The sequence below is a fragment of the Xanthomonas phaseoli pv. dieffenbachiae genome (assembly GCF_008639345.1).
Classification (GTDB): Bacteria; Pseudomonadota; Gammaproteobacteria; order Xanthomonadales; family Xanthomonadaceae; genus Xanthomonas; species Xanthomonas phaseoli.
Map to the genome: position 1 here is coordinate 2,470,817 of NZ_CP041380.1, position 12,722 is coordinate 2,483,538.

Here is a 12,722-nt window from a genome sequence, read left to right on the forward strand (position 1 = left end):
ACCTCAACTCACTTCCAGTTCGCGGCCAACGTGGTCTCCAGGCTGTTCTGATAGTTCGCCGGGAGGCTGGTCTGCCCCGCGGCTGGCGGTGAGAACGACGCCATCGCCTGCACGAGGCTCTGCACCTGGTTGGCCTGCAGCGCCTTGCCGTCGCCGGCCTGGAAGCGTTCCACTTGGTACTGCGATCCCGCATACCAGTTGCTCATCACCAGCTTGTCGCTCGTACCGATGATGCTCACCTCCAGGTTGTTCCCGCTCTTGCGGAACCAGAGCTGCCGCGATGACACATCGCCCGCGAACTTGGCGATATCGAGGTTGCCGCTGGTGGTGTCGTTCTCCTGCACCGTGTCGGTGCCGTACCCGCGAGCGAGCCAGTAGGTGTCGTTGCCCAACCCGCCGGCCAAGGTATCGGCGCCAGCGCCTCCATCCAGGTAGTCAGCCCCCGCGCCCCCCGTGAGGACATTGGCGCCCGCATTGCCCGTCAGCCGGTTGTTCAGCTCATTGCCGGTGCCGTTGATCGCTCCCGAGCCCGTGAGCACGAGGTTCTCCACGTTGGCCCCCAGCGTGAAAGTCACGCTGGACATCACCGTGTCGGTCCCGGCATTCGCCGCTTCCACCGCCTTGTCGCCCGTGTTGTCCACCATGTAGGTATCGTCGCCCGCGAGACCGGTCATGGTGTCGGCGCCCGCCAGGCCATCGATCGTGTCGCTGCCGGCCGTGCCCGTGATGGTGTCGTTGCGGGAGGTACCCGTGATGGTGGACGACTGCACGGTGACGGCGAACTTCTGGGCCGCCTGCGCTCCCCAGGGATCCTTGGCGCTCACCGAGATCTCGTAGGTGCCCAGGGGCGCGTTCGCGGCGGCCTTGAACGTCTGCGACTGCGCATCGAAAGTCAGCCACGCCGGGAGCGCCGCGCCATTGGCGAGCGTCGCGCCGTAGACCAACGCGTCCTTGTCATCGTCCACGAAAACCGTCGTCGGCACCTTGAAATTCCAGGCACCGCCCTGCTTGAACGATTGGGCCGCGATCGTCTGCCGCGCCTCGGGCGCCTGATTGACGACCAGCGCGAAGCCGACGTCCATCGATGCGCCGGAGGTATCGGTGGCCACGACCTCGAAGTTGAAGAGCTGTCCGCCCACACTGCTCGGCGGCGTGCCCGTGAACGTGCGGGTGGCCGCATCGAAGGAAATCCAGGCCGGCAGCTTCCGGTCCGCGCTGGCGGGATAGCGCACGCTGTACTGCAGCGCATCGCCGTCCGGATCGGAGAACAACCCGTCGGGTAAGGTGAGCCGGAACGCGGTCTGCTCCGTGAAATAGTGCGTGCCGATCCAGCCCTCCGCGACCGGCGCTCGGTTGCCATTGTCGACCACCAGCGAGAACGTGTCCGACACGACAGCACCCACCGCGTCGGTGGCCGAAACCTGCACGTCGATGGCTCCGACGTCGCCCTGTGCCGGCGTGCCGCTGAACGTCCGCGTGCCCGCGTCGAAGCCGAGCCACGACGGCAGTGCGCTGCCATCGGCACGCGTGGCGCGGTAGGTCAGCGTGTCGCCAGCGTCCTCGTCCTTGAACGCATCCACGGGCACCGTGAGGCTGAACGCCGCGCCGGCCGAAGCGCGGGCATCGGCCAGCGGCATCGCCAGCACTGGCGCATGGTTCCTGTCGGCGGCGCGCACCATGGCCTGGAGCGTCGCATCGGTCCAAACGGTGCCATCCGTGAAGTTGAAACTCGGCAGCGTCTTGTAGAAATCGCCCCCGTTCTGGTACCTGACGCCTTGGAGAACGATGGACTCGTTGCCGGAAAAAGCGATCGTCACGTCTTCTCCCGACGAGGTCACTCTCGCGCGGGATGCCTGCAAGCCTTCTTTCAGATCGATCCGGACCGAGGCGCTCTGGTTCAGCCAAAGCCGATCGTGACCGAAGCCGGACTCCAGGCTCAGCCTGCCGCTACCCTGAAACCAGTACACGTCGTCACCGGCCCCCCCCCTCACGGTGTCCGCGCTGCCGTTGACCCAGATTTCATCGTTGCCGTCTCCACCGTCCAGCGTGTTGCGGCCCGCACCGCCATCGAGGTAGTCGTCGCCAGCTCCACCCGTCAACGTGTCATTGCCGTCGTTGCCCCACAGCTTGTCATTGCCGTTGCCTCCATCGACGGTTTCGTCGCCATCGAACGCCACCATGACATCGTCGCCGCTAGTGGAGAGCAGGGAACGGCGGCGTATCTCTTCCAGATTCCAGACGGTGCCATCGGCGAAACGCAGATATTCGATCGCATTGTCCGGACGGATCTGTCCGTTCGAATTGGAGAAGTTCCGGACCAGCAGGTAGGCGTCACCGGTCTCGACACTCAGCGTTCGGACACCGCCTCTGACGAGGACATCGCCCGGTGCAATTCCCGCATCGAACTCGATGGAATCGGTACCGCCCGCATCCGAGACGATATCCATTCCACTGTTCTTGCCGAAGCGGTACACGGTGTCGTCCGTGCCGCCCTCCAAGATATCCCGTCCCGCGCCTCCCACGATGATGGATCGACCAGTTGCGCCGGAAGAGATTTGGTCATCACCGTCCCCTCCATCCAGGATGTCGTTGCCACCGAGCCCGGTCAGGCGATCGTTGCCAAGCCCGCCATACAGGATGTCGTCCCATGCGTTGCCCGCCAGGGCATCGTTTCCTGCCTGACCATCGATGGTGGAACCCGCCTCCACGGCCTGGATGACATCGTCGCCCGACGTCGTCTTGACGGCGATCTTCTTGAGATCGTCGGGCGTGTAAACAGCGCCGTTCCCGAACTCCACGGATTCGATGTTCTCGAACCCCCCTTTGTAGCCGATGCCGCCCGACTCGTCGCGCAGTCGCAGGTGGACCTCACCGCCTTGCAGGACAACCTTGAAGTCATCCATAGCCGCACCCGCGATCACGATCCGGTCAACGCCGGCATCATCGGCGATGATTTCGGTTTCGCCGTCGTAGTCACCCTTGTCGAAGTAATAGACGTCGTTGCCCTGGCCACCATCCAGCCGGTCCGTGCCCGCGCCGCCAGCGATCCAGTCGTCTCCGTTTCCGCCGAAGATCCGGTCATCGCCGCCGCCACCCATCAGGACATCGGCGCCTGCTTCTCCATAGAGTTGGTCGCCGCCATCGCCACCATCGAGTCGGTCGTCCGCCTCCCCGCCAAACATACGGTCGTCGCCCGCGCCGCCCGCCAGCACGTCGTTGCCGCCGTCGCCATACAACTGGTCGTTACCGTCGCCGCCGTCGATGCGGTCGGCACCCTGATACTTCGCATCGAGAGGGATGGCGTCGTACTGATCTCCGCGAATGGTGTCGTCGCCAGCCCCCCCTGACAGTACGTCGGCCCCGCCGCCGCCCAAGATGAAGTCGTTGCCGCGACCTCCATCGATGGTGTCCGCTGCCTGGTAATCGCCCGGAATCCACAGCATGTTGTTGACGCCCTCGCCAGGAGCGCCATCGCCATCACCGAAGAGATTGTCATTGCCGTCACCGCCGAAGAGCTGGTCCTCGCCCACTCCGCCCACGAGCCGGTCGTTCCCCGCGTCGCCAAGCAGTGTGTCGTTGCCACGATGGTCGTAGGCTCGGATCGTCTCGTCCACCAACTGCGAATCCACGGAATACACGCCGTCGCCGTACAGCCGGTCGTCGCCCAGCCCCCCGACCAGCAGATCGTCACCCTCCATGCCGAAAACCGTGTCATTGCCCGAGCCGGCGAGCAGCACATCGCCGCCCATCCCGCCACGGATCCAATCGTCCCCTCCGCCGCCATCGACCACGTCGGTACTGCCCGCATCCGCCACGTCGTGGTTTTGCGCAATGCGGCCTGCCGAGGCTTGTAGCGTGTCCGGAGTGACACTGTCGAAATAACCTACCACTCCCGAATACAGCCGGTCATTACCATCACCGCCCTCGATGGTGTCGCTGCCGTAGCCCGTCAGCACCACATCATCCCCCGCGGCCGCCACCACATGGTCTTCGTCTTCGCCCGCCCTGGGCGCCCAGTTCTCAGGTCCGCTGTACTCGACTGATTCGTAGTACCGGCCCACGAAGATGCGGTCGTCGCCTGCGCCGGTTTTCACGATCTGCCCGCCGTCAGAATCGTTCGCAAAGACCCACTTGGCAGCAGCGTCCGTGCCCTCATAGCGCAACGATGTTTTGGAACTGAAGAGCCGGGGTACATCCCATCCTGCCGGTTGAGACGGATCGGTCGTGCTCCCGGCCAACACCACCAGGGAAGTCTTCTCGCCCCCAGCCTCCTGCACCGCCTCCTCGGCTTCTCCCAGCGTGAGCCCGAAGTCACCCGATTGGAAGTCCCGGATGGTCACGCTGCCCTGCACCGTCTTGTTCGTGGCCGAGGTGTACTTGGTGATGCGCACATCCATGCGCTTGCCGTCGGCATCGCCTTCCTTCGGTATGCGCGTGAAAACGAACAGGCCGCTCTCGTCCTCCCACACGTCGTCCGAGCCCTGCCGCCGCTGGACCGCCAGCGGCATCGCGGCGCCGTCGAACTCCAGTACGCCCGCGCCTCCGTCGTCACGCACCACGTCGTTTCCGAATCGGCCTTTGAATCGATACACGTCGCGGCCTGCGCCGCCTTCCAAATAATCGTCGCCGGCCTGCCCATCCAGCGTATCGGCGCCGTCTCCGCCATAGAGCCGATCCGCCACGCCTTTGCCGGTCAGAACGTTGTCCGCGTCGTTTCCGAACAGGACATGGCGCGTGGCATTGGTCACCCCGCCCTGCTGGATCTTGTAGCCGCTGTCCATGTCCTCGTAGACGCTGTCCTCCAGTTGGTACGCCGAGGCGCCCTGGCCACCTTTCCGGGGAACGTAGGAAGGGTTCAGCGGATTCTTGTCGGCCGTGTTGAACCAATTCTTGCGGGCCAGCATGTCCGAGCGGTCCGACAGCCATTGATCGGAAACATGCAGCGCGCTGCCCGAGCTGCCCTGCGCGAGCGACGCACGGTCCGCCTTCCAATCGGCGTAGGCGCCTGCCCACTTTTCTCCGATGGCTTCCTGCGCGGCCTGCAGTGCCCCGGCTGTGCGCAACGCGAACGGGCTCAAGGTCCGCAATGCGAGGTAGTCACCGAAGTCCTCACGGGCGCTGCTCGCCAGTTGACGGCCATCGGTGGCCACCAACCCGAACTGGCCCTTGAGCTTCTCCATGCCTTTCTGCAGCGCATCGAGCACCTCGAAGAATCGAATACGACCCGTGTATCCATCCTCGTTGTTCGTTCGCGCCCATGTGCCGCCCGAGGGATTGCCCTTGAGGTCGTCCTGCGCCTTCGGGCCCAGCACCATGTCCGCCAGTACGTTCACCAGTTCTTCCAGCAGATCTCCTTCCGCCTTGCCTTGCCCGCCGCCCACCAGCGCAGCGCCGTTTTCCTTCTCGCGCCACGTGGCGGCTGCGTAGACGGTCTTGAGCAGGGCGCGCACTTCGCTCGTGTTTTGCTGACCCTCAGGCAGGAGCGACAGCAACGCGCTCTGCACCGACAGCGAATCGACCAGCAGCACCAGGCTGTGCGTATCGCCGAAGTCCCGCACGGCGTACTGGTCCACCAGCAGATCGGGGCCCTTGAGCGGAATCATGCTGAGCATGGCGGAAGTCACGATGCCTCCGCGGTACAGCGGCTGGTCCTCGATGCCGATGCGCACGTCCTGCCCGGAATGCCACTGGCTGTTGGCCACCACCGAGGGGCTGGTGTCTCCGACCACGTCGTACTGGTTGTCCAGGCGCTCGCCGTACTCCTTGTTGCCATAGCCGCGCGCAGCCCCTGCCGTGAGCGAGGCCGATTCCGTGTGCTTGCCCGCGTACTGCATCGCCAGCCGGTAGTTCAGGTCCATGCCCGCGATTTCGGCCGGCAGCACCTGCTTCGGGGTCGCATTTGCCCCCTCCCCTGTGCCCCCGGCCACCAGAGTCGTCACCCGCACCGCCTCGTCACCGATCGCCTGGATCTCCTGCAGCGCCTTCATCAGCATCGCGCCCTGCTTGGGCAGCGCCGTCTGGCCCGTGTTCGCATCGGTGTGGAACTCCTTCACCTGCGCCTGGGCCTGCGCCGCCGTGATCCTGCCTGCCGCAAGATCGCCCTGGATGCGCCGGTACAGTCCCGCCAGCCCCGCCTCCGTGAAGCGCGCCGCCAGTTCGTCGGTGCTGCCGCGCAGCGTGTTGAATTCCGCCAGCGCCGACTGCAGCGTGCCGTCCAGCACCTTGCCCACCCCCGCTCCGTTGAACGTCACCACCCGCTGCGCCGCGCCCGCGTTCATCAGGTTGAACGCCGTCGCCAGGTGCCCGCCCAGGCTGTAGCCGGTGACGCTGAACGCTTGGCCCCCTCCCAACTTGGCGGGGTCCGCTTTCAGTTCCGCGTACCACGCCTGCATGTCCGCGAGCTGGCCCCACGCGTAACCCGTGTTCTTGATCTCCAGCTCGTTCGTCGCCTTGTTGTCCCGCGCTGCGTCGTCGATGAATTCTGTCGAGCGAAAAGAAAGAACTGTCTCTCCTGCCTTGGCGCCGGTCGAAGGGTCATCGCGGACCCTGCGGAACAGCGTGCCGCTGAAGCCGGTTTTGGTGTTGGCCTTCTGGTCGATGACCTGCCATTCGTCGGCAAATTTGGTGGCTTGGCTTTCGACAAAACGGCTGGCGTGGAGATTACCTGCGGTCAAAGCATCTGTGTACAAGACTCCTGAATTTTTCAATTGACCAGTTTTTTCATCTCGAACAAAGGCTTCAGCCGCCATTTGCAGATTGGCATAGGACAGGTACTCTGAAATCGTCGGTGCAGTCATTTTATTATTCCCCCTTAGGCTTCAAAGATTTATTGATAAAGCGGAGTGTTTGAGTTGGCTGAACCGTCGCGCCACGCTGGGGAGCAAATTCAGGACAAGCATTGTTAGCAGCCAGCAACCAAGGGGAACGTCCTCCTACGCGAATGCCCTGCGCCCAGTCCACCATGTAACCAACGCGCTCAGCGATCACTTCGTTGGTTTCCAGGTCGATCACCTTCAGAGAGCTTCCTGCAATCCAGTAGTCTCGCTCTTCACGAGTCGATATGTCGTCGTACGTCACGCCATAACGCGGCCGCTGACCAGTGGCCGGAGATTTTTTCATAACGAATTTTGTGTAACCCTTCAAATAGCTCTTGTCTGTTTGCCAAGGCTCCACCACCGAGCCGGTAAATCGATACCTCACGCCATCCTTTGGATCGATGGCTTCAACAAATTTATATCCAACAGGATCAGGCGGCGCATCGACCGGACGATTTGGCCCAGGCTTTGTTCCATTTTCAAAACTCCCCTTCAATAATATTTCCAGATATCCATCGCCTCCCACATCTCGACCATAAGGATCATCCAATGCATATTGATCCTCGTAGTTAATATCTTTTGGACGCGGTTTCATCACAAAAACCCCCTCAACGTCCTCCACCGTTCGGTGAATGAACACCCCCGCCTTCTTGCACCGTTCCCTAAACATCTCCGCCGCGATGCGCTGGCGTTCCTTCAAGGGCTGCTGTTGCACCTTGGCAGCCGGCGTACCATCGGCTGCGGCCGTGCCTGCCGTTCCTGCGTTCCCCACGCAGCCCGCAAGCACCAGCGTCAGGCAGGCCAAAGGAACGCGGAGCCACTTGCTGGAACGCTCTTGCCGCTGAGCGCACACCGGCGCCCTGCTGCCGCGGCTTTGATTCCGCCGCTCGAATTGCGCCCCTGACCCCGCGCCCTCTGCATTCATTGCTTCTCTGTCCATAGCAAACTCCCTCCGATTCAAAAAATTCTCCAAGCCGCTCGCCACCTTGCTTCGTCTCGCTCAGAAACTCTCCACAGCTCATCCCAGTGGATTCACCGCCACCACGCCGAGTGCATCCCGGAAGGCGCCGGAGGCCATCAGCGACTCACCCGCGGCCTGCGGCGCAAACCCCGCCATCGCCTGCACCAGTTGCTGCGCACTGATTTCGAGTGCGGCGGTGCCCCCACCCATGCGGGCCGCTTCCTGGGTGGAGCCCGTGAGAGACAGGCTTCCATTGCCGCCGATGCCGGCCACCGTCGCCGTCAACACCGCCGCGAGATCGACGTTCACGCTCAACGCTTGGGCGGCGGCAGCAACGGCATCGCTGCCTTCTTCCACCCTCCAGGGTTTGGCGTCGACCACGACCGGTTGCCCGTCATCTCCGTCTTGCTGGAACAACTCGGGCACCGCATTGCCCCATCCGTCCGTGATCTCGGACATCGCCATGGGCTTGGCGTAACCGATGTCCACCGCATCCGGCGCGGGCAGGCTGGACGCCTGCGGCAGTGCCGCCATCGCCGCGGCGAACGCGCTCCGCAGCGAGCCGTGCAGCCCGTTCGGGTCGGTGGTCCCAAGTGCCGATGTCTCATCGCCGTTTCCGGAGACCTCGCCGATTCCGGCCGCGCGCAGCGCGGAAGCGAGGGTGGTTTGTGCGTTGCTGTCCTTCATGCTCTTCTTCCATTCCTTGGTGTTTGAAACTCGTGTGCTCGTGTGCTCGTGTGTCCTGCCGGACCATCGCGCGGCGCGATCCACCCCTTGCCTCAGCGCTCGCGCAGGCTCTCGCTGCCGGCCTTCTGGATGGGGCTCAGCAGGTAGTCGATCACCCGGCGCTGGCCGGTCTTGATCTCGGCCGTCAGGTTCATGCCGGGGGCGAGGCGGATGTCCTTGCCGTCCACGGCGATCTGGTCGGTCTCGAGCCGCAGGAGCGCCGGGAAGATGGCCCCGCGCTTCTCGTCGTTGACCGCATCGCGGGTGACCGTCTCCACGCGCGCGGGCACCGTGCCGTACCGCGTGAACGGAAACGTCTCCAGCTTGATCGTCACGTCCTGCCCCGGCTCGACGAAGCCGATGTCCTTGTTCTCCAGCGTGACCTCGGCGCTGACCTGGGCCCCATCGGGCACGATGACCATGAGCACCTGGGCTTCCGTGACGACGCCGCCCTCGGTGTGCGCGGCCAGCTGCTGCACGGTGCCGCTCACGGGCGCGGCGAGGGTCGCCAGGCGCTCGCGCCGCTCCGCCTTGGAGAGTTCCTGGGCGTTCTGCTCGCGCTTGAGGTCCGCCTGCGCCTGCCGCTCGCTCAATGCGCGGCGGGTCTCGGCGAGGTAGGACATGCGCGCCTGCCGGGCCTCGGCCAGCGTGGCGATGGCCTCCTGCAGGCGGGCCTGCTGGGTGGCCAGGTCGCGTTCCATTTCGATGCGTTCGCGCGTGCGGTCCTGGGTGGCGTGGCCGGAGATGAATCCCTGCCCGGCCAGGGTCTGGAAATCCCGCTCGCGCTGGCGCACCACCGGTAGCGTGGCGTCCAGCTTGCCGACCATGGCGCGCACGGTGGCGATCTCGGCCTCGCGGCGCTGGCGCTCGGCGTCCAGGCGCGCGATGCGCGCGGTGATGTCGCTCCATTCGGCGAGCAGCTGCGCCTGGGCGTCGGCGCGCTCGCGGGCACTCCATGCGGCGGGGATGTCCTGCGGTGCCCAGCGGGGCAGTTTCGCGCCGGGGCCCGCCTCGCCCGCGAGCGCTTGCTGCAGCGCCCGCACGCGCAGCGATTCCGATTCGGCCGCCCGGTGCGCCTCGCCGAAGCTGGTGCGGTCGGCGTGCGCGGCGGTGGGATCGAGTTCGAGCAGCGGCTGGCCCGCTGCCACGTGGTCGCCCTCGCGCACCAGCACGCGCCGCACGACGCTGTTCTCCAGCGGCTGGACGAGCTTGGTGCGGTCGCTGACGATGATGCGGCCGGGCGCCACGGCGACGATGTCGATCCTGCCGAAGATGGACCAGGCCAGCGCGATCGCGAAGAGCGCCATGAGCAGCCAGGCGAGGCGCCGCGGCGCGGGGTGGACGGGGGTTTCCTGCAGGCTCAGTGCCGCCGGCAGGAAGGCGCGCTCGTCGGCGAGCAGCGGTGGACCGGCCAAGGCGCCGCGCTGCGCCCAGGCCGCCCGGAAGATGTCTGCATAGCGCTGCAGCAGCAGCCGAACGGGGTGGCGCGGTGCGGCCGCGGCGTGGGCCTGAGTGGTGGGAGCCTGAGTGGTGGGAGCCTGAGTGGTGGGAGCCTGAGTGGTGGGAGCCTGAGTGGTGGGAGCCTGGGCGGTGGGGGCATGCGAGGTGGGGGCGTTCATGCCACGACCTCCTCGGTGCGCTGTCCGGTGCGCGTTGGCAGGGCGCTGGCGCCGCCGCCGTCCTGCATGCGCCACAGGTGGGCGTAGAGTCCCTGCGGGCGCTGGATGAGCGCGTCGTGCGGACCGGCCTCCACGATGCGCCCCTTGTCCATCACGATGATGCGGTGGGCCTGGCGCACGGCCGAGAGGCGGTGGGCGATGATGAGCACCGTGCGGCCCTCGCAGATGTGCGCCATGTTGCGCTGGATGATGGCTTCGCTCTCGTAGTCGAGCGCGCTGGTCGCCTCGTCGAGGATGAGGATGCGCGGGTTGGTGAAAAGCGCCCGCGCGATGGCGATGCGCTGGCGCTGGCCGCCCGAGAGGCTGCCGCCCTGCTCGCCCACGAGCGTGTCGTAGCCCTCGGGCAGCTCGCTCACGAAATCGTGCGCGCCGGCCAGCCGCGCCGCATGCACCACGGCTTCGATGGGGGCGGCCGGATCGGCGATGGCGATGTTCTCGCGCACGCTGCGGTTGAACAGCAGGTTCTCCTGTAGCACGACGCCCACCTGCCGCCGTAGCTGCGCGGCATCGATCAGGCTGATGTCGATGCCGTCCACCAGGAGGCGCCCCTGCTCGGGCACGTAGAGGCGCTGCACGAGCTTGGTGAGCGTGCTCTTGCCGGAGCCGGATCGGCCCACGATGCCGATGACCTCGCCGGGGCGGATGTCCAGTTGCACGCCGCAGAGCACCGGTGCGGCCTCGGGCCGGTAGCGGAAATGCACGCCGTCGAGCGTGACGCGGCCGCGCAAGGCGGGCAGCTGCGCCGCGCTGCTGGCCGGCGCTTCGGTGCGGGTGTTGAGGATGTCGCCCAGCCGCGCCATGGAGATGCCGGTCTGCTGGAAATCCGTCCACAGCTGCGCCATACGCATGATGGGCTGCGCCACGCGCTGCGCGAACATGTTGAAGGCGACGAACTGGCCCACGCTGAGCTGGCCGTCCATGACCAGGCGTGCGCCCCACCACAGGGTGGCGGCATTCACGAGCTTGCCGATCAGGTTGACGCCTTCGTGCGCCCAGGCGGCCAGGTTCTGGGTCTGGAAGCTGGCGCTGACGTAGGCCGCGAGCTGGTTGTCCCAGCGCCGCGCGAACGAGGGCTCCAGCGCGCTGGCCTTGACGGTCTGGATGCCGGTGACGGTCTCCACGAGCATGGCTTGGTTTTCCGCGCCGCGCGCGAACTTCTGGTCCAGGCGCCGGCGCAGCACCGGCACCACGGCCAGGCTCAGCCCGAAATACAGCGGCAGGCTCGCGAGCACGATGAGGGTGAGCGGCACGCTGTAGACCAGCATCACCGCGATGAAGACCCCGGAGAACAGCACGTCCAGCACCACGGTGAGCGCGTTGCCGGTGAGAAAACCCCGGATGTTCTCCAGCTCGCGCATGCGCGCAACCGAATCGCCCACGCGGCGCGACTGGAAGTACGCGAGCGGCAACTGCACTAGGTGGCGAAAGAGCTTCGCCCCAAGCTCCACGTCGATGCGGCTGGTGGTGTGGCTGAAGACGTAACCGCGAAGGCCGTTCAGCAGGCTCTCGAAGACGACGACCACCACGAGCCCGCCGACCAGCACATCGAGCGTGGTGAGCCCGCGGTGCACCAGCACCTTGTCCATGACCACCTGGAAGAAGAGCGGGCTCACCAGCGCGAAGAGCTGCAGCATGAAGGAGATGAACAGTACTTCCCCCAGCAGGCGCCGGTGCTTGATGAGGCTCGGGATGAACCACGAAAAATCGAAGCGGGCCAGCTCGCCCGCCAGGCTCGCGCGGCTGCTCACGAGGATGAGGTCTCCCGTCCAGCGCCGGGCGAACTCTTCGACGGGCTCGATCACCGGACGGCCGGCCGACGCGCCCTCCCCGGGCTCGTGCAGCAGCACGCGCTGGCCATCGCACTGCGCCAGCACGGCGGCGCGCACGCCATGCCGAGGTGCGTCGCCGCCCTCGCTCTCTCCCGCCACCCCGGGCACAGGCACCGGCACCGGCACGGACTCTCGCACCAGGGCCAGCGCGGGCAGCGGCGTCAGCGCCAGCCGCTCCACGCCGCACGACACCTTGCGCGCTTTCAGGCCCAGGCTCTTCGCGGCCCGCAACAGATCCGGCACGTCCACCGGCTCGCTCGGCGAAAGACCGAGCTGGTGCGCCAGCGCCGCCGGATCCGCTGCCACCTGGTGCAGCCTGGCGATCAGGCAGAGCGATTGCAGTGCCTGCAGCCCCGACCTACCCTGGGTCTGAGGCACGAATTTCCCTTCCGACATGCGGATTTCCCCTATTTTCCTGCTCCGCACGCCATTGGCGGTGTGCTGCTGTGTTAGGGGCGCGATGGTACGGGGCCCCATACACGGGCCACCGTGCCAGTTGCAGTTACCGGACAGAAATATTGTGTTTTTTTGTAACCAGCCCGTAGGGGCCTGGAGAACTAAAAAAACTCGAAGGCCAGCTCCGTGATGCCTTCCGACAAGGAAAGTCGGAACCACGGAGTGAGCCATCCAGCGGCGCCATTTCGGTGCCCTCCATGAAAGACGAGCGAGCGACCGGATTCCCCCATGCCGTTTGAGGCCGCATGGATTCGAA

The 12,722-nt window shown here is 65.6% G+C and carries 5 protein-coding genes; all 5 read right to left on the reverse strand.

Going from position 1 to position 12,722, the window contains the following annotated elements:
• Positions 1 to 8: 8 nt before the first annotated feature.
• The 5 genes from FLG15_RS11275 to FLG15_RS11295 all read right to left on the reverse strand — a co-directional run bounded on the left by FLG15_RS11275 (position 9) and on the right by FLG15_RS11295 (position 12,406).
• Complete coding sequence (locus FLG15_RS11275) at positions 9 to 6,797, reverse strand: putative Ig domain-containing protein (RefSeq protein ID WP_209228161.1); 6,789 nt, start codon at positions 6,795 to 6,797, stop codon at positions 9 to 11.
• 4 nt (positions 6,798 to 6,801) lie between these two features.
• Positions 6,802 to 7,755, reverse strand: coding sequence for a hypothetical protein (locus tag FLG15_RS11280; protein ID WP_150146165.1), 954 nt, complete (start codon positions 7,753 to 7,755; stop codon positions 6,802 to 6,804).
• A 78-nt stretch (positions 7,756 to 7,833) separates the two neighbouring features.
• Positions 7,834 to 8,463, reverse strand: a complete 630-nt coding sequence (locus tag FLG15_RS11285; protein WP_150146168.1) for a hypothetical protein — start codon at positions 8,461 to 8,463, stop codon at positions 7,834 to 7,836.
• Positions 8,464 to 8,555: 92 nt separating this feature from the next.
• Entirely contained in the window at positions 8,556 to 10,121 is a 1,566-nt protein-coding gene (locus tag FLG15_RS11290) for an HlyD family type I secretion periplasmic adaptor subunit (RefSeq protein WP_244665531.1), read from the reverse strand.
• Positions 10,118 to 12,406 (reverse strand): type I secretion system permease/ATPase, encoded by a 2,289-nt coding sequence (locus FLG15_RS11295; protein WP_150146171.1) that lies wholly within the window; start codon positions 12,404 to 12,406, stop codon positions 10,118 to 10,120. The genes FLG15_RS11290 and FLG15_RS11295 overlap by 4 nt, the downstream gene beginning before the upstream one ends.
• Between the last annotated feature and the right edge of the window lie 316 nt (positions 12,407 to 12,722).

What these genes read in the sequence shown, in the direction of transcription:
- FLG15_RS11290 (WP_244665531.1), bottom strand. Translation starts at nt 10,121, where the DNA reads ATGAACGCCCCCACCTCGCATGCCCCCACCGCCCAGGCTCCCACCACT.
- FLG15_RS11295 (WP_150146171.1), bottom strand. Translation starts at nt 12,406, where the DNA reads ATGTCGGAAGGGAAATTCGTGCCTCAGACCCAGGGTAGGTCGGGGCTG.
- FLG15_RS11280 (WP_150146165.1), bottom strand. Translation starts at nt 7,755, where the DNA reads ATGGACAGAGAAGCAATGAATGCAGAGGGCGCGGGGTCAGGGGCGCAA.
- FLG15_RS11285 (WP_150146168.1), bottom strand. Translation starts at nt 8,463, where the DNA reads ATGAAGGACAGCAACGCACAAACCACCCTCGCTTCCGCGCTGCGCGCG.
- FLG15_RS11275 (WP_209228161.1), bottom strand. Translation starts at nt 6,797, where the DNA reads ATGACTGCACCGACGATTTCAGAGTACCTGTCCTATGCCAATCTGCAA.